The organism is Rhodococcus sp. NPDC060086 (assembly GCF_042730275.1).
GTDB lineage: Bacteria > Actinomycetota > Actinomycetes > Mycobacteriales > Mycobacteriaceae > Rhodococcus.
Window position 1 is genome coordinate 61,151 of record NZ_JBHWWZ010000017.1, and the last position, 16,013, is coordinate 77,163.

At 64.9% G+C, this 16,013-nt stretch carries 19 protein-coding genes; 7 read left to right on the top strand and 12 right to left on the bottom strand.

From position 1 onward, the window contains the following. The 4 genes from ACFWB0_RS12410 to ACFWB0_RS12425 are packed head-to-tail and all read left to right on the top strand — an operon-like array spanning position 1 to position 4,467. The gene (locus tag ACFWB0_RS12410) at positions 1–2,004 is read left to right on the top strand and encodes an acetyl/propionyl/methylcrotonyl-CoA carboxylase subunit alpha (RefSeq protein ID WP_378490738.1); all 2,004 of its coding nucleotides are present in this window, start codon (positions 1–3) and stop codon (positions 2,002–2,004) included. Next, positions 2,001–3,173, top strand: coding sequence for an acyl-CoA dehydrogenase family protein (locus ACFWB0_RS12415; protein ID WP_378490739.1), 1,173 nt, complete (start codon positions 2,001–2,003; stop codon positions 3,171–3,173). Before ACFWB0_RS12410 ends, ACFWB0_RS12415 begins: the two co-directional genes overlap by 4 nt. Next, positions 3,170–3,652, top strand: a complete 483-nt coding sequence (locus ACFWB0_RS12420; protein ID WP_378490740.1) for a MaoC family dehydratase — start codon at positions 3,170–3,172, stop codon at positions 3,650–3,652. The genes ACFWB0_RS12415 and ACFWB0_RS12420 overlap by 4 nt, the downstream gene beginning before the upstream one ends. Continuing rightward, positions 3,649–4,467, top strand: coding sequence for an HpcH/HpaI aldolase/citrate lyase family protein (locus tag ACFWB0_RS12425; RefSeq protein WP_378490741.1), 819 nt, complete (start codon positions 3,649–3,651; stop codon positions 4,465–4,467). Before ACFWB0_RS12420 ends, ACFWB0_RS12425 begins: the two co-directional genes overlap by 4 nt. 26 nt (positions 4,468–4,493) lie before the next feature. Here ACFWB0_RS12425 and ACFWB0_RS12430 read toward each other — a convergent pair whose 3' ends face one another. Beyond that, a complete protein-coding gene (locus ACFWB0_RS12430) occupies positions 4,494–5,276 on the bottom strand; it encodes an IclR family transcriptional regulator (RefSeq protein WP_378490742.1) in 783 nt (260 codons plus the stop codon). A 198-nt stretch (positions 5,277–5,474) separates the two neighbouring features. Here ACFWB0_RS12430 and ACFWB0_RS12435 point away from each other — a divergent pair, with 198 nt between their 5' ends. Together ACFWB0_RS12435 and ACFWB0_RS12440 are read left to right on the top strand one after the other, a co-directional pair. Next, complete coding sequence (locus ACFWB0_RS12435) at positions 5,475–6,236, top strand: CoA transferase subunit A (protein WP_378490743.1); 762 nt, start codon at positions 5,475–5,477, stop codon at positions 6,234–6,236. Positions 6,237–6,238: 2 nt separating this feature from the next. After that, positions 6,239–6,895: a CoA transferase subunit B gene (locus tag ACFWB0_RS12440; protein WP_378490744.1), complete on the top strand. Its 657-nt coding sequence runs from the start codon at positions 6,239–6,241 to the stop codon at positions 6,893–6,895. A gap of 35 nt (positions 6,896–6,930) precedes the next feature. On the opposite strand, the gene ACFWB0_RS12445 is transcribed toward ACFWB0_RS12440, so the two are convergent. From ACFWB0_RS12445 to ACFWB0_RS12480, 8 genes are all read right to left on the bottom strand, one after another. Then, entirely contained in the window at positions 6,931–7,428 is a 498-nt protein-coding gene (locus ACFWB0_RS12445; RefSeq protein WP_378490745.1) for a DUF1992 domain-containing protein, read from the bottom strand. Between the two features lie 41 nt (positions 7,429–7,469). Next, entirely contained in the window at positions 7,470–7,856 is a 387-nt protein-coding gene (locus tag ACFWB0_RS12450) for a VOC family protein (RefSeq protein ID WP_378490746.1), read from the bottom strand. 133 nt (positions 7,857–7,989) lie between these two features. Further along, the gene (gene bfr, locus ACFWB0_RS12455) at positions 7,990–8,466 is read right to left on the bottom strand and encodes a bacterioferritin (protein ID WP_378490747.1); all 477 of its coding nucleotides are present in this window, start codon (positions 8,464–8,466) and stop codon (positions 7,990–7,992) included. Between the two features lie 49 nt (positions 8,467–8,515). Beyond that, the gene (locus ACFWB0_RS12460) at positions 8,516–8,713 is read right to left on the bottom strand and encodes a bacterioferritin-associated ferredoxin (protein ID WP_378490748.1); all 198 of its coding nucleotides are present in this window, start codon (positions 8,711–8,713) and stop codon (positions 8,516–8,518) included. A gap of 139 nt (positions 8,714–8,852) precedes the next feature. Next, positions 8,853–9,608, bottom strand: a complete 756-nt coding sequence (locus ACFWB0_RS12465) for an AIM24 family protein (RefSeq protein WP_378490749.1) — start codon at positions 9,606–9,608, stop codon at positions 8,853–8,855. After that, on the bottom strand, positions 9,605–10,309 hold the full coding sequence (locus ACFWB0_RS12470; protein ID WP_378490750.1) for an AIM24 family protein: 705 nt from the start codon (positions 10,307–10,309) through the stop codon (positions 9,605–9,607). Before ACFWB0_RS12470 ends, ACFWB0_RS12465 begins: the two co-directional genes overlap by 4 nt. 10 nt (positions 10,310–10,319) lie before the next feature. Beyond that, positions 10,320–10,940 carry an AIM24 family protein gene (locus tag ACFWB0_RS12475; protein ID WP_378490751.1) on the bottom strand — a complete coding sequence of 207 codons (621 nt, stop codon included), beginning with the start codon at positions 10,938–10,940 and terminating at the stop codon, positions 10,320–10,322. 65 nt (positions 10,941–11,005) lie between these two features. Further along, on the bottom strand, positions 11,006–11,458 hold the full coding sequence (locus tag ACFWB0_RS12480; protein ID WP_378490752.1) for an Lrp/AsnC family transcriptional regulator: 453 nt from the start codon (positions 11,456–11,458) through the stop codon (positions 11,006–11,008). 123 nt (positions 11,459–11,581) lie between these two features. Between ACFWB0_RS12480 and ACFWB0_RS12485 the strand changes: the two genes are divergently transcribed. Then, positions 11,582–12,199: a LysE family translocator gene (locus ACFWB0_RS12485; RefSeq protein WP_378490753.1), complete on the top strand. Its 618-nt coding sequence runs from the start codon at positions 11,582–11,584 to the stop codon at positions 12,197–12,199. Between the two features lie 86 nt (positions 12,200–12,285). On the opposite strand, the gene ACFWB0_RS12490 is transcribed toward ACFWB0_RS12485, so the two are convergent. The 3 genes from ACFWB0_RS12490 to ACFWB0_RS12500 are packed head-to-tail and all read right to left on the bottom strand — an operon-like array spanning position 12,286 to position 15,918. After that, positions 12,286–13,443 carry an acyl-CoA dehydrogenase family protein gene (locus ACFWB0_RS12490; protein ID WP_378490754.1) on the bottom strand — a complete coding sequence of 386 codons (1,158 nt, stop codon included), beginning with the start codon at positions 13,441–13,443 and terminating at the stop codon, positions 12,286–12,288. Between the two features lie 40 nt (positions 13,444–13,483). After that, positions 13,484–14,677 (bottom strand): acyl-CoA dehydrogenase family protein, encoded by a 1,194-nt coding sequence (locus ACFWB0_RS12495; RefSeq protein WP_378490755.1) that lies wholly within the window; start codon positions 14,675–14,677, stop codon positions 13,484–13,486. Next, positions 14,674–15,918, bottom strand: coding sequence for a CoA transferase (locus ACFWB0_RS12500; RefSeq protein ID WP_378490756.1), 1,245 nt, complete (start codon positions 15,916–15,918; stop codon positions 14,674–14,676). The genes ACFWB0_RS12495 and ACFWB0_RS12500 overlap by 4 nt, the downstream gene beginning before the upstream one ends. Positions 15,919–16,013 lie beyond the last annotated feature (95 nt).

Sequence of the window (16,013 nt, forward strand, 5' to 3'; positions counted from 1 at the left end):
ATGAGTGACACGAAACGCATCGATACAGTACTGGTAGCCAACCGCGGGGAAATTGCAGTCCGTGTGATCCGCACACTGCGGTCGATGGGCATCCGCTCGGTCGCAGTGTTCAGCGAGGCCGACCGCGACGCCCGGCACGTGCGCGAAGCCGACACCGCAGTTCTCCTCGGGCCTGCCGCAGCACGCGAGAGCTACCTGGTGATCGACAAGGTCATCGCCGCGGCCGTTGAAACCGGTGCGCAGGCCATCCACCCGGGCTACGGATTCCTTTCGGAGAACTCGGCTTTCGCGGCCGCGTGCGCCACGGCAGGTATCGCATTTCTCGGTCCGTCCGCGCACGCGATCGAGACGATGGGCGACAAGATCACCGCGAAGGCTGCGGTGTCGGAGTTCGGAGTCCCTGTCGTCCCGGGTGTTTCGCGGCCGGGCCTGACCGACGACGAGCTGATCGCCGGCGCCGCCGAGGTCGGTTATCCGGTACTGGTCAAGCCGTCGGCAGGCGGTGGCGGCAAGGGCATGCGGCTGGTGCACGATCCCGCCGACCTTCCCGATGCCCTGGTTTCTGCACGCCGTGAGGCCGCGTCGTCCTTCGGTGACGACACGCTCTTCCTCGAACGATTCGTCCTGCGCCCGCGCCACATCGAGGTGCAGATCCTCGCCGACTCGCACGGCAACGTCGTCCACCTCGGCGAACGCGAATGCAGCCTGCAGCGTCGCCACCAGAAGGTCATCGAGGAAGCGCCGTCGCCGCTGCTCGACGAGGCCACCCGCGCCCGCATCGGTGAAGCCGCCTGCAACACCGCGCGCAGCGTCGACTACACCGGCGCAGGCACCGTCGAGTTCATCGTCTCGGCCGAGAAACCCGACGAGTTCTTCTTCATGGAGATGAACACCCGCCTGCAGGTCGAACACCCCGTCACCGAGATGGTCACGGGCCTCGACCTCGTCGAATGGCAGGTGCGCATCGCCGCGGGCGAACCCCTCGGATTCACGCAGCACGACGTCACCCTCACCGGCCACGCCATCGAAGCCCGCGTCTACGCGGAGGATCCCGGTCGCGGGTTCCTGCCCACCGGCGGCACCGTCGCCGACGTGATCGAAGCGAGCGGCACCGGGATCCGCGTCGACTCCGGCCTGCAGCCGGGCACCGTCGTCGGCAGCGACTACGACCCGATGCTCGCCAAGGTCATCGCACACGCCGACGATCGTGCCGGGGCGCTGCGACGTCTCGACCGTGCGCTCGCCGATACTGCGGTGCTCGGTGTGGTGACCAATATCGACTTCGCGCGGTTCCTGCTTGCCGACCCCGAGGTGGTGGCCGGTGCGCTCGACACCGGCCTGCTCGACCGCCGTCTCGGCGACTACACGGCGCAGGAGATCTCCGATGCCGCGCTCGTCGCCGCGGCGGTGCTCCGCTGGCTGCAGCACTGGCCCGACGACACCTCCGACCCGTGGGACGTTCCCGACGGATGGCGCGTGGGCTCGCACCTGCCCACCAGCTACCGGCTCGCGTCCGGCGACCGCACCGCGCATGTGCGACTCACCGGAAACCCCTCTTCGGGCACCGTGAATGTCGAAGACGGCAGCGAATACTCGCTGTCCGCATTGCTTGACGGCTCGGTTCTTGCTGTCGTCCTCAACGGTCGCAGGCACGTGTTTCGGGTCGCGGAGGTCGACGGCGCGATCTGGCTCGCCGACGGGCACGGGAGCGTCGCGGTCCGTGAGGTCCGCGAGGCCAGCGTGCGGGGCGACGACGCCCACACCGGCGACGCCGACATCACCAGTCCCATGCCGGGCGCTGTCATCGCCGTCTCCGTCGAATCGGGCGCCGAGGTCGCCGCGGGACAGACTATCGCCATCGTCGAGGCCATGAAGATGGAACACGCGCTCACCGCCCCGATCGACGGCGTCGTCGAACTGTTCGCTTCCGCAGGTGAACAGGTCAAGGTCGATCAGCTTCTCGCACGCATCACCCCGCACACAGACACGAAGGAAGAGGCATGAGCGAGTCACCGACGTACCTGGCCACCGGCCAGCTCCCCGACGAATACGAACAGCTGAGGAAGTCGGTCGCCGATTTCGCGCGCACCGTCGTCGCGCCCGTCGCGGCCAAGCACGACGCCGAGCATTCGTTCCCGTACGAAGTGGTGCAGGGAATGGCGGACATGGGTCTGTTCGGCCTGCCGTTCCCCGAGGAGTACGGCGGAATGGGCGGCGACTACTTCGCCCTGTGCCTGGCCCTCGAGGAGCTCGGCAAGGTCGACCAGTCCGTCGCCATCACCCTCGAAGCGGGCGTGTCGCTCGGTGCGATGCCGATCTACCGCTTCGGCACCGACGAGCAGAAGCAGGAATGGCTCCCGCAGCTCACCAGTGGCCGCAATCTCGCCGCGTTCGGCCTGACCGAGCCCGGTGCCGGTAGCGACGCCGGCGGCACCAAGACCACCGCGAAGCTCGAGGACGGGCAGTGGGTGATCAACGGCAACAAGCAGTTCATCACCAACTCGGGCACCGACATCACTTCGCTCGTCACCGTCACCGCCGTCACCGGGGTCGACGCGAACGGCAAGAAGGAGATCTCCACGATCCTCGTGCCTGCCGACACCCCCGGCTTCACCGCCGAGCCGGCCTACAACAAGGTCGGCTGGAATGCCTCCGACACGCACCCGCTGACCTTCGCGAATGTACGTGTTCCCGAAGTGAATCTCCTCGGCCGACGTGGCCGCGGGTACGCGAACTTCCTGCGGATTCTCGACGAAGGACGCATCGCGATCGCGGCACTGTCGGTCGGTGCTGCGCAGGGTTGCGTCGACGAATCGGTCAAGTACGCCAAGGAACGCGAGGCATTCGGTACTGCGATCGGCAACAACCAGGCGATCGCATTCAAGATCGCGCGGATGGAAGCGCGCGCGCATACCGCTCGCACTGCCTACTACGACGCCGCGGCCGCCATGCTCGCAGGCAAGCCGTTCAAGAAGCAGGCGTCGATCGCGAAGCTCGTTGCCTCGGAAGCCGCGATGGACAATGCGCGCGACGCAACGCAGATTCACGGCGGCTACGGATTCATGAACGAATATCCTGTCGCGCGGCACTATCGCGACAGCAAGATCCTCGAGATCGGAGAGGGCACCACCGAGGTGCAGCTCATGCTCGTCGCACGGGGGTTGGGGCTGTGAGCGAAGCCGAGAAGCGAATTACTCAGCGTGGTCTGTGGTTCGAGGAGTACGAGCTCGACGCGATCTACGAGCACCGCCCCGGGCGCACCATCACCGAGGCCGACAACACGCTGTTCACGACGCAGACGATGAACACGCAGGCCCTGCACCTGGATGCCGCATACGCAGCCGGGACGACCTTCGGTGAGCGACTGGTGAACTCGATGTTCACGCTGTCCACGATGATCGGTCTGTCCGTCGCGCAGCTCACTCAGGGCACGATCGTCGCGAACCTCGGATTCTCCGAAGTGTCGTTCCCGAAGCCGCTGTTCCACGGTGACACCCTCTACGTCGAGACTAAGATCCTCGACAAGCGTGAGTCGAAGAGCCGCCCCGGTGAAGGCATCGTCACGCTCGAACACACGGGTCGCAATCAGCACGGCGACGTCGTCGGCATCGCGGTCCGCAAGACACTCGTACAGAAGAGGCCGACATCATGACATGGGAATTGCCGGGTCCTGCATGGCTGTTCGTACCTGCGGACCGGCCCGAACGTTACGGTAAGGCCGCCGACCGCTCCGACGTCGTCATCATCGACCTCGAGGACGCGGTCTCGGCCGGCGACAAGCAGGCGGCGCGCGACGCACTCGTCGCGACTCCGCTCGATCCCGAACGCACGGTGGTGCGCGTCAACCCGGTGGGCACCGCAGATCACGAGCTCGACATGGAGGCGCTGCGTCGCACGTCCTACACCCGTGTGATGCTCCCGAAGTGTGAAGGCGCCGACGAGGTGCTCTCGCTCGCTCCACTCGAGGTGGTCGCGCTGATCGAGTCCCCGCTGGGTGTGCTCGCGGTTGAGGAGATCGCGAAGGCCGACAACGCGATCGGTGTCATGTGGGGCGCCGAAGACCTGGTCGCGGGCCTCGGTGGCAACTCGAGCCGACACGCCGACGGCACCTACCGGGCCGTGGCACAGCATGCGCGGTCGGTGTCGCTGCTCGCCGCGAAAGGCCATGCCCGCTGGGCGCTGGACTCGGTATACCTCGACATCAAGGACACCGACGGGCTGTACGAGGAGTCTCTCGACACGGTGGCTGTCGGATTCGATATCAAGGTCGCGATCCACCCCGCTCAGATCGAGGTGATCCGTCGTGCGTTCGCGCCCACCGAAGAGGAAGCGGAGTGGGCACGGCGTGTGCTCGCCGCTGCGCAAACCCAGCGCGGTGTCTTCGATTTCGAGGGCAAGATGGTCGACGGCCCGATTCTGAAGCATGCAGAGCGACTGCTTCAGCGGGTTCCGAGCCGCGCGGACTGACGCTCACCGGGCCGCTCCCGCAAGGGTCAGCGGCCCGGCTGTGGCCGCCGTCGCAGGAGTTGAGTGAGCCGGTGCGCCTGGTTCAGCAGCGACTCCCCGAGCCCAGCGCGGCGGTCGTCGCGGAAACGGCTTTCGACGCCGGTGATGCTGAGCGCCCACGTCGGGGTGTCGCGTTGATCGAACACTGCCGCGCCCATACCCCAACTCCCCTCGACGATGAGTGCGGGATTGACCGAGTACCCGGCCAAACGGGTAGCGGCGATGCGCTTCTCGATATCGTCTTTCGCGTGGTCGGGTCCCCACTCCGTCGAGAGGTCGGTTCTCGACAGATACGCGTCGATGTCTCGGTCGGGTAGATGCGACAGGATCGCCAGCCCCGCCGACGCCACGCCCAGCGGGAACCGGATCCCCACGTGCAGCACATGCGAACGCAGCGGAAAGCTGCCTTCCTCGACGGCCAGGCACACGGTCTCATCACCACGACGTGCGGAAAGATAGGCGCTCTCCCCGGTTTCCCGGGCGAGGTCGCGTAGGACGTCCCCCGCGAGTTCTGCGATGTCGTAGCGCGCGGCCGCGAGTGAACCGAGCAGATACAGCTCCGGGCCCAAGGTCCATTTCCCATTGTCGCGGTGCCGATCGACCAGTCCTTCGTCGGCGAGCGTGGCGAGCAGGCGGTGGACCGTCGGCCTGGCGAGATCGGTCTCGCGTGCGAGGTCGGACGTCGACACTCCGGCCGGTTCGTGGGCGGAGACGGCCCGGAGAAGTGCTGCAACCCTCCCGACCAACTGTCCCTGAGCGCCCGATGTCACGGACCCAGCATACGTCCACTGGGTGGACACTCTCCGGTTGCGTGTTCGTCCAGCGACCAATCCGCGATTCTCTCCCGTGGGACCCTTGCAATGGGATCATCCACACTATTAATTGGTACACAGCAAAGAGGACGTGTTCACCCAGCGGACGCATCTGCCCGGTGGCGATGCGGCCCACGGACCGGAGAGGTATTGGACTTGGCTTCCAAGGTATTCGAGACGCCCGAGGCGGCCGTTGCGGACATTCCGTCGGGTGCGCTGCTCGCCGTCGGCGGTTTCGGGCTGTGCGGTATCCCGGACGAGTTGATCGCAGCGATCGCCGCCGGCGACGCCACCGATTTCGAGGTGTTCTCCAACAACTGCGGTGTCGACGGGCACGGTTTGGGGATTCTTCTCGGTGAGAAGCGGATCCGCCGGGTCACCGCGTCGTACGTCGGTGAGAACAAGGAGTTCGCGCGTCAGTACCTCTCGGGTGAGCTCGAGGTGGAGCTGACGCCGCAGGGCACTCTCGCGGAGAAGCTTCGTGCCGGTGGTGCCGGTATTCCGGCGTTCTTCACCCCCGCCGGTGTCGGTACCCCGATCTCCGACGGCGGTCTGCCGTGGCGGTATGCGGCCGACGGGTCGGTGGAGATCGCGTCGCCGGCGAAGGAGATCCGTGAGTTCCGCGGTAAGCGGTATGTGCTCGAGGAGTCGATCAACGCCGATTATTCGCTGGTGCATGCGCTCAAGGGCGATACCGAGGGCAATCTGGTGTTCAACAAGGCGGCGATGAACTTCAATCCGCTCGCGGCGATGGCAGGCAAGGTCTGCATCGTGCAGGTCGAACAGCTCGTAGAACCGGGCGAGATCGATCCGGGGCAGGTACACCTGCCGGGCGTTTTCGTCGACCGCATCGTGCACACGGGCGTGCAGGACAAGCAGATCGAGAAGCGCACCGTCAGCGCTGCGAAGGGAGCCTGAACATGAGCACCAGCGTGGACACCGCCGAGACCGTCGGCTGGTCGCGTACAGAGATGGCGGCCCGGGCTGCACAGGAGCTGTCGCCGGGCGAGTACGTCAACCTCGGTATCGGTCTGCCGACCTTGATTCCGAACTACCTGCCCGAGGGTGTGCGGGTGACGCTGCACAGTGAGAACGGGATCCTCGGCACCGGACGGTATCCGACCGAAGAGGAGATCGACCCGGATCTGATCAACGCCGGCAAGGAGACCGTGACGGTCAATCCCGGTGCGGCGTTCTTCGATTCGTCGTTGAGCTTCGGGATGATCCGTGGCGGTCATATCGATACCGCTGTGCTCGGTGGCATGGAGGTTTCCCAGACGGGTGATCTGGCGAACTGGATGGTGCCCGGCAAGATGGTCAAGGGCATGGGCGGTGCGATGGATCTGGTGCACGGTGCCCGCAAGGTGATCGTGTTGATGGAGCACACCGATAAGCAGGGCAATCCGAAGATTGTGGAGAAGTGTTCGCTGCCGTTGACGGGTGAGGGTGTGGTCCAGCGGATCATCACCAACCTCGCCGTTGTGGATGTCACCGACGGTGGGCTGAAGCTGGTCGAGACCGCACCCGGCGTCACCGAGGAGCAGGTCCGTGCGGCTACCGGAGCCTCCCTGACGTAGCGCAGCCGACGCTGCCCCGTGCGTGGTTCTGGTAGCTACCGCCGCCAGAACCACGCACGGGCAGCTTTACTGCTCTTTCGGATGGGTGGCTGCGACGGTGGCGTGGCCAGAGCTTCCTTCGCCTGCGCGCGCCGTCGCTGCCGCGCGATTCGCCAGGCTTCGAGCACCTCGTCGACGTCGACCTTGTGCAGCGGCACGGGTAGGCGCTGCGGCGAGAGCATGCACGCGGCGACCCGGCGGTTCAGATCGGCGACGATCTGTCGTACGTCCCGTTCGGTGGGCACCGTCCGCACGGACTCCGGCAGGCGTTCGATTTCCTTGCGCAACTGTAGTTCCGGTGGCAGCAGCGCCTCCCCCGACAATCCCTCACGCTCGAGATAGTTCTTGATCCACCACATCTCGTCGTTCCCGTGATCCGGGATGGGTTTGCCTGCGCCGGGAAGATTGTCGAAGTCGCCGCGTTCCTGCGCAACGCGGATCTGTCGTTCGATCCACGTCTCGAAACTCACATCCGGACGCTTCCGCTCGGTCACGTTCACCAGGGTGCCATCACCCACAGTCCGATGCGAGCGCCTCAGGTCATGGCCGCTTTGGCTTCGTCGCTCAGATCGACGAGTTGTACGTAGTTGCCGTCGGGGTCGATCGCTGTAGCGAACAGGCTGCCGTCGCGATCCTCGAGCGGAGAATGCCATTTCGTGCCGAGTTCGTCGAGTCGGGCAACGATGTCTCGTGCACCGGAGACTTCGAGGTTGATGATCAGGCGTCCGGGCTCGGGATTGTGTGCGCCGATATCGGCGCGACGGTCGAGCATGACGTAGAAGCCGTCGAAATCGAGTACGTCGTAGGCGGGTTCGCCGGGTGTGCGCTCCGACTTCACCGAGAATGCACTCACGTACCAGTCGCGCAGGCGCTCAGGGTTCGTGCTCGACAGAAGCATGCTGCCGAGGGAGGGTGCGGCCATGAGGTGTCCTTCCGGTGGGGGCCCGACGGGGTGCCGTGCCATCCACCGGATACCGACTGCCGAACCGGCCGGAACTCATCGCAGACGCATGTGAGGGCGACCCCGATGGGGCCGCCCTCACATGGTGTTGCTTCTATTCTTCCGGCGTCACATGCTTGGCCAGGTAGAGCGGCTCACCGAGCTGCTCCAGCAGGTCGAGCTGGGTTTCCAGGTAGTCGATGTGCTCTTCTTCGTCGGCGAGGATCGACTCGAAGATGTTCGCCGACGTGATGTCGCTGACCGAACGCATGTACTCGGATCCCTTGCGGAGCCGATCACGCGCTTCGACCTCGACGATGAGATCCGATTCGAGCATCTCCTTGACGGTCTGACCCAGTCGCAGCGAACCGAGCCGCTGATAGTTGGGGAGTCCGTCGAGATACAGGATCCTGTCGGTGAGCGTCTCGGCGTGCCGCATCTCGTCGAACGACTCGGCGCGCGTGTGCGAGGCGAGTTTCGTCCATCCACGGTCTTCCTGCATCTTCGAGTGAAGAAAATACTGGTTGATCGCGGTGAGCTCGGCGGTGAGCTGCTCGTTGAGTAGTTCTATTACCTTCTTGTCGCCCTTCATGGCACCTCCCGGGGTGAACCATCGGGTTTCACCGCCGGATAGGGGCTGGCTACACGGCGGTCTCGAGTTCGATGATCTCACTCTGAGCGCGGGCTTGCCGGATGATCGCCGAGATGTTGCGGACGCAGTTGCCGCAGTCGGTGCCTGCTCGGCAGGCCGCACTCACTTCGCGGGTGCAGCGTGCGCCGGCTGCGACCTCGGCCTCGATGTGGTGATGTGTGAGTGCGTGGCAACTGCAGACGATCATGAGCCACCATTCCTGTAACCGACGACAACTTCTTAGGTTGCCCAAACCTTACCTCCGGTTAGGCTACCCTAGTGTGTGATCGTAGTCACAAAAGTAAAGTGGTTGATCTGTGCTGTACCCAGTGTTGGCCAAGGGTGTGTTAGTGCTGTTGCTGCTGTATCTGCTGCGACACCACCTGATTGATCCGCTGTAGTCCGCTCGAGGACAAGCCGGGCAGATGACCCTCGATGGTGCGCACGATCGACGAATCGTGGATGACCTTCTCGCTCGACTGGATCAGCACCGTGCCCGCGCCGGTGAAATCGAACTGGCGTTCCTCCCCCGACTGCACACCGAATCGTCGCGCGCCCGCTGCCAGATGGCTGGTGATCCACGATTCGTCGTAGTGGTGGCTGGGCGAAGGGCAGTCGGCCCAGCCGACGAGAGCCTCAGGATCCACGCGTAGCGGCGGCTCGGCGAACATCACCGGCCCGTTCGACGACGCCAGGAATTTGCCGGTGCCGATCAGCGTGAGGAATCCGGGAACGATCGACTGGTTCAGCGACAGCCCCGGTTCGAACGCGAGCAGGCTGGCCTGCCGGATCGTGAGGTTGCCGGCGTCGAGATCGTACGAATTGATGTCGTATCCGCGGTCGCCGAGGATCAGCTTGCCGTGACCGCTGGCCACGACGTAGTCCCCGAGGTACATCGGCGCCGAGAACTGCCGCGCCACCATCTGCAGGATCTGCCCGCTCAGGTCATGCGTGAGGGCGTTGAACTGCATCTGCCCGTAATAGGCGATCATCGCGCCTTTCGACAGAAACCACGGCGACTGCAGATCGATGCTGAACGCATAGCTGTTGCCGGGTACGTTGTCGCTGCCCACCAGATGCGACGGATTCAGAATGGTGCTCACAGCTTCTCCTCCGATGCCTGCACATAGACGATGCCCTGGCCGGTGCATTCGAGCTGCATCGACTCCCCTCCGGTGCGCCCCACATTGCGCCAGCTCATCGACGACTTCAGTTCGGTCCGTACCGCACCGTACGAGGCGACGTATGCCTGCGGGTCGACGACCACCGGCGACGGCCCGCCGACCTGCAGTTCGAATACGCCGCCGTGTGCGAGCAGCACGGCCGCGCCGTACCCGGACAGTGCAGTGGTGAACATGCCCTGACCGGTGACCGCACCGGCCGCGGCGCCGCGGAGCGCCCCGAACAGCCCGCCACCTCCACCGCCGCCCGAGGGTGTCGCGTTGGCCGACACCACAGAACTCTGCAGCCCTGCGGTGTGGGCAAGCAGTCGCGATGCCTCCACCCGGAGTTCCCCTCCGGCAGACATGTCGACGATGTGGGTCTCGAGACCCTTGAAGCCGTAGTGCACGGTGCCCTTGCCCTGCGCGACCATCGTCGCTTCGTGCTCGCCCTGCAGCATCCGGCCTGCCATCCCCGCCATGCCGCCGAGCCCGGGGGCGCCCCCGACGCCGCCCGGAGTGCCGTGCGGAGCGAACTGCACGTCGCCGGTATAGAAGAGCATCGCGCCGCGTCGCGCGATGATGGGCCCCGACTGCATCAGCTCGACCCGCACGACCTTGCTGTTGATCTTCGTGAACGCCATGTTCCCGCCCTTACCGTTCCGCCGGTTGAATGGACACGACGCCGGTGCCCTCCCACCTGAGGGAGAACGCTTCGCCGCTGCCCTGACCTATCGCCGACCGCCACGACACATCGGTCACGAACGATTGCGTCAGCATCCCTTTCGCACACACGAACGCGTCGGGGTCGACGACGAGCGGGTACTGCGGCGACACCTCGAGATGAATGAGCGGGCCACCCGACGAGAGCAGCGCCACCTGACCGGATCCCGACACCGTGGTCGTGAACAGACCCTGCCCGCTCATTCCGCCGCGTACCCCGGCGAACGTGACGTTGGTATTGAGGTTCCCGTTGAGCGCGAGCAGCTGCTCGGATTCGACCTGCAACGTCTCGTTGTTCAACTCGAGCACTGTGGTGTCCTGCGCTCGGTGCGCGAGGTACACCACGCCGGTGCCCGCGCATTCCATGAGGGACAGACCTTCGCCGGTCGCGCGTTGGCGCAGGCCCGCCAGCACGCCGTCACCGCCGCCGAACCCCGCCGATTTGAACGTGATCTGCCCTTCGTACGCCACCATCGAACCCGACAGAGCACGGATGGTGGAGTTGTTCAGTTGGGCCTCGATCACGCGTTTCGATTTCTCGAGCAGTCGCATGGCGCGAAGAGTAGCGGCTCATGGTGACTGTGTCGTTTCGGGTCTACCGCGGCGTCGTTTCGGGCCTACAGCGGCAGGGGCCGATTCTCCACAACGCGTTTCATGACCAGCGTCGAACTCAGGCGCTGGACGCCGGGCAGTGCGGAGAGTTGTTCGTCGTAGAGCTCCTGGAAGGCCGAAAGATCGCGGGTGAGGACGCGCAGCAGATAATCCGGATCGCCGAACAGTCGTTGTGCCTGAATGACATTGGGGATCGTGGCCACGTCCGTCTCGAATGCGTCGAGGGTGATGCGTTCCGCCGTGTGCATCGTGACGAACACCAGGGCCTCGAAGGTGAGGCCGAGCGCGTTCGCGTCGAGCTGCGCGTGGTATCCGCTGATCGCTCCGTCGCGCTCCAATGCGCGTAGGCGCCGGTGGCAGGGCGAGATGCTCAGACGGACGCGATCGGCGAGCTCCGTGATGGTGAGACGACCGTCCTTCTGCAGCTCCGCAAGAATCTTCCTGTCAATTGCGTCCATGTGGAAGATCTTCCCTCAAAATGGGCCTGCAAGACGAGTACTTGCAAACAGATTCCAGGCGAAAATTCCTAATCTTTGTCCTGGGGCTTGTCGTCCCGTCCACTGCACGGAAATGAGGTGACCATGGCTGCCGGTGTCGTTGTTGCGTTCTGGATGGTGTCCATACTGTTCGTGCTGATGCCCGGCGCCGACTGGGCCTACGCGATCACCGCGGGACTGCGGTATCGGAGTGTCGTGCCTGCGGTGAGCGGAATGCTGCTCGGGCACCTCGCGATGACCGCGGCCGTCGCGGCCGGAGTCGCGGCTGTGGTGGCGCAGTCGCCGGTGGTCCTCGCGGTGTTGTCTACCGTCGGTGCTGCGTATCTGATGTGGCTCGGGGTCGGGATGCTCACGGGTCCGTCGGTCATACAGGAAGGCAAACCGGGCGGAGCCGACTCGTGGACGCGGCAGACCGTCAAGGGTGTGGGAGTCAGCGGTCTCAATCCGAAGGTGTTCCTGTTGCTCCTGGCGTTACTGCCGCAGTTCACCGACCCGGCCGGGCCGTGGCCACTCGCGGCGCAGATCGTGATGCTCGGTGTGGTGCACGTGATCACATGCGCCGTGGTCTATCTGGGGGTCGGCGCGGGCGCGAAGCGCGTGCTGCGCGCCCGGCCGGCAGCGGCCACGATCGTGAGCAGGGTGTCGGGTGTGGTGATGCTCGTGCTCGGTGCGGTGCTGGTGATCGACCAGGTTCTCCACTAGGACGCACGCGAAAGCGCGGACCGCGTTGCCTGTGAGACAACGCGACCCGCGCTTTCTGCGTGTGGTCGGTCTACAGCCCGATCACCTCACAAACCGAGGTCCTTCGCGATGATCGTCTTCATGACCTCGCTCGTACCGCCGTAGATGCGGGTGACGCGGGTGTCGGCGTACAGGCGCGCGATGGGGTACTCGGTGATGTATCCGTAGCCGCCGTGCAACTGCAGGCACTTGTCGATGATGCGTCCGGCGGTCTCCGTCGCGAACAGCTTCGCGCGTGCGGCGTCCGGCACGGTCAGCTCGTCACGGTCATTGAGTTCGATCGCGTTGTCGACCATGATCTGCAGCGCCTGAAGCTCCGCAGAACATTCCGCGAGCACGAACTTGGAGTTCTGGAACGAGGCAACGGGCTTACCGAATACCTTGCGGTCCTTGGTATATGCGATGGCGTGGGCGATCGCTGCCGACGCGGTGGCGGCTGCACCGAACGCAATCGTCAGTCGTTCCTGGGCGAGGTTCTGCGTGAGGTACGAGAAGGCCTTGCCCTCTTCGCCGAGCAGATCCGAAACCGGAACCTTGACGTCGTCGAACGACAGCTCGGCGGTGTCGGACGTCTTGAGGCCGATCTTCTTCAGCTTGCGGCCGACGGAGTAGCCCTCGCTCGAGGCGTCCACCACGAGAATGGAGAGGCCGCCGCGACGGTCGTCCGGGTTGTACGGGGTCGTGCGGGCGACGACGAGCACGCGGTCGGCGAGTGCACCACCGGTGATGAACGTCTTCGATCCGTTGAGCACGTAGTGGCTGCCGTCTTCCGACAGCTTTGCACTGGTGGCAATGTTCGCGAGGTCGGAGCCGGTGCCGGGCTCGGTCATCGCGATCGCGAACATCAGGTCGCCCGAAGCGAACCCGGGGAGCCAGCGCTGCTTCTGCTCCTCGGTTGCGTTCTGCATGATGTACGGCAGGATCAGGTTCGAGTGCACCGACGACGAGCCGAAGGACGCGCCCGCAGCCGACGCCTCTTCCGCAAGAATCACGTTGAACTTCAGCGACTGCTCGCCGCCGCCACCGTACTCTTCGGGAACCTGGATGCCGAGGAATCCGAGTTCACCCATGCGGCGGTAGAAGTCACGCGGGGGATGTCCCTCTTCTTCCCACTGCTCGTAGACCGGCGTGACCTCCTTCGCGATGAAGGTGCGAACCGTATCGCGGAATGCTTCGTGATCCTCGTTGAACACCGTACGCTGCACGGATTTTCCTTCCGGGTATATGTGTGACAGGGCAGCTGAACTACAGCGCGTATTCGCGGAGGATGCCCTTGCTGATGATCGTCTTCTGGATCTCGCTGGTGCCCTCACCGATGAGCAGGAACGGAGCTTCACGCATGAGCCGCTCGATCTCGTACTCCTTGGAATAGCCGTAGCCGCCGTGGATGCGGAAGCTCGCCTGCGTCACCTCGGAGCAATATTCGCTCGTCAAGTACTTGGCCATGCCTGCCGCGACGTCGTTGCGCTCGCCCGAATCCTTCAGGCGTGCAGCGTTGACCATCATCAGGTGCGCGGCCTCGACCTTGGTGGCCATCTCGGCAAGGGAGAACCCGATCGCCTGATGCTGCGCGATCGGCTTACCGAACGTGGTGCGCTGCTGTGCATATCGCACCGCGAGCTCGAACGCGCGGATCGCGACACCACACGCACGAGCGGAGACGTTGACGCGGCCGACCTCCACGCCGTCCATCATCTGGAAGAATCCGCGACCCGGCTCGCCGCCGAGAATGCTGTCGGCCGACGCCTTGTAGTCGTCGAAGACGAGCTCGGTGGTGTCGATGCCCTTGTAGCCCATCTTGTCGATCTTTCCGGGGATCGTCAGACCCGGAGCGACCTCGCCGAACCCGGCGGGCTTCTCGACCAAGAACGCCGTGAGGTTCTTGTGGGCCTTGTCGGAGCCCTCCTCGGTCTTGACGAGCGCGGCGACGAGGGTGGAGCTACCGCCGTTGGTGAGCCACATCTTCTGGCCGTTGATGACATAGTTGCCGTCGGCGTCGCGCTTGGCCTTGGTGCGGATCGCAGCGACGTCGGAGCCGAGTTCGGGCTCGGACATCGAGAATGCGCCGCGCACCTCGCCGGTCGCCATGCGCGGCAAAAAGTGCTGCTTCTGCGCTTCGGTGCCGTGCTGGCGGATCATGTACGCGACGATGAAGTGCGTGTTGATGACGCCGGAGACACTCATCCAGCCGCGCGCGAGTTCCTCGACGCACAGCGCGTAGGTCAGCAGTGATTCGCCGAGCCCGCCGTACTCTTCGGGGATCATCAGACCGAACAGGCCCATCTCGCGCATCTGATCGACGATCGCCTGCGGGTAGGTGTCGGAATGCTCGAGTTCCTGTGCGTTCGGGATGATCTCGCGGTCGACGAACCGTCGGACATTGTCGAGGATCTCGGACTGGAACTCGGTCAGTCCGATGGTCTGGGCGAGGCGGGTCATACGTTGTCCTTCTGCTTGGTACGGACGGCGCCGGCAGCGGCGAGGGCATCGATCTCGTCGTCGGTCAGACCGAGGTGGTCGGACAGGACAGCGGCGGTGTCGTCGCCGTTCGCGGGGGCGGGGCGGACGGCCGGGTGGACGCCGTCGAACGACATGGGTGTGCTGGCTGCAGAGTAGGTTCCGATACGCGGCTGGTCGAGTTGCTGGAACATCGGATTGTTCGTCACCAGCGGGTCGGCGGCGAGCTCGGCGAACGTGCGGTAACGCTCGTGCAGGATCGAGGTTCCGTCGAGCGCGGCTTCGACCTCGGTTGCCGTCCGGGCAGCGAACCACGGCGAGAACAGGCCGTTCAGCACTGCCCGGTGCTTGTAGCGCTCGCCTTCGTCGCGGAAATTGGCGCCCAGCGCGGTTTCCACAGCGGTGACGGCCGCGGTCGTGCCGGTCAGTTCGGTGAGGTCGCGGAAGTGTCGCGGGGTCAGTGCAACGGTCATGAACCGGGCGCCGTCCGAGGTCGCGAAGTCGCAGCCGTAGGTGCCGTAGACCGCATTGCCGACGCGGCCTCGGCCCGTCAGGCCGAGCTGGGCCTCGGCAATGTATCCGAGATTGCCGACCGTTGCGAATGCGACATCCTCCAGGGGGAGAACGATTTTGGTTCCGGCGCCGGTGATCTCGCGGCGGTACACCGCGGACGCGACGGACAGTGCGGCGTAGAGACCGCACGAGACATCCCACGCAGGCAACACGTGGTTGACGGGGTCGTCGAGGTTGTCGGGGCCGGTGACCTGGGGGAACCCGGCTGCGGCGTTGACGGTGTAGTCGACGGCGCCGGTGCCGTCGGCGCGTCCGAGGACCTGCACGTGGATCAGGTCGGGGCGGATCGCGGCGAGCTCGTCGTAGTCGAGCCAGTCGCGTCCGGCCTGGTTGGTGACGACGATGCCCGCGTCGATGATGAGGTCGCGAATAACTTTGTGGGCCTGGGGGTCACGAAAGTTCGCGGCGAACGAGCGCTTGCCCTTGTTCAGATTCGCCCAGTAGATCGACTCCCCGTCCTCGGTCAGCGGCCAGCGCTTGTAGTCGGCGGCTCCGCCGATCGGGTCGATACGGATGACATCGGCGCCGAGTGCGGCGAGGGTCATGCCGCACAGCGGGGCAGCCACGAAGCTCGATACTTCGACCACCCGTACTCCCGCAAGGGGTGCGGTGGACGAGGGGAGCTCGTCGGTGGAGGCGGTGGAGTTCATGGCGTCCTGTCCTCGTCGGTCACGGTGCGTTCGGGCATGCGTGACCCGAATTGGTATCCCAGTCAGCATGCAACAGCTTTCGGGGGTGGACCAGC

What these genes read in the sequence shown, in the direction of transcription:
- ACFWB0_RS12495 (WP_378490755.1), bottom strand. Translation starts at nt 14,677, where the DNA reads ATGACCCGCCTCGCCCAGACCATCGGACTGACCGAGTTCCAGTCCGAG.
- ACFWB0_RS12410 (WP_378490738.1), top strand. Translation starts at nt 1, where the DNA reads ATGAGTGACACGAAACGCATCGATACAGTACTGGTAGCCAACCGCGGG.
- ACFWB0_RS12460 (WP_378490748.1), bottom strand. Translation starts at nt 8,713, where the DNA reads ATGATCGTCTGCAGTTGCCACGCACTCACACATCACCACATCGAGGCC.
- ACFWB0_RS12485 (WP_378490753.1), top strand. Translation starts at nt 11,582, where the DNA reads ATGGCTGCCGGTGTCGTTGTTGCGTTCTGGATGGTGTCCATACTGTTC.
- bfr (WP_378490747.1), bottom strand. Translation starts at nt 8,466, where the DNA reads ATGAAGGGCGACAAGAAGGTAATAGAACTACTCAACGAGCAGCTCACC.
- ACFWB0_RS12425 (WP_378490741.1), top strand. Translation starts at nt 3,649, where the DNA reads ATGACATGGGAATTGCCGGGTCCTGCATGGCTGTTCGTACCTGCGGAC.
- ACFWB0_RS12480 (WP_378490752.1), bottom strand. Translation starts at nt 11,458, where the DNA reads ATGGACGCAATTGACAGGAAGATTCTTGCGGAGCTGCAGAAGGACGGT.
- ACFWB0_RS12415 (WP_378490739.1), top strand. Translation starts at nt 2,001, where the DNA reads ATGAGCGAGTCACCGACGTACCTGGCCACCGGCCAGCTCCCCGACGAA.
- ACFWB0_RS12450 (WP_378490746.1), bottom strand. Translation starts at nt 7,856, where the DNA reads ATGGCCGCACCCTCCCTCGGCAGCATGCTTCTGTCGAGCACGAACCCT.
- ACFWB0_RS12500 (WP_378490756.1), bottom strand. Translation starts at nt 15,918, where the DNA reads ATGAACTCCACCGCCTCCACCGACGAGCTCCCCTCGTCCACCGCACCC.
- ACFWB0_RS12475 (WP_378490751.1), bottom strand. Translation starts at nt 10,940, where the DNA reads ATGCGACTGCTCGAGAAATCGAAACGCGTGATCGAGGCCCAACTGAAC.
- ACFWB0_RS12440 (WP_378490744.1), top strand. Translation starts at nt 6,239, where the DNA reads ATGAGCACCAGCGTGGACACCGCCGAGACCGTCGGCTGGTCGCGTACA.
- ACFWB0_RS12470 (WP_378490750.1), bottom strand. Translation starts at nt 10,309, where the DNA reads ATGGCGTTCACGAAGATCAACAGCAAGGTCGTGCGGGTCGAGCTGATG.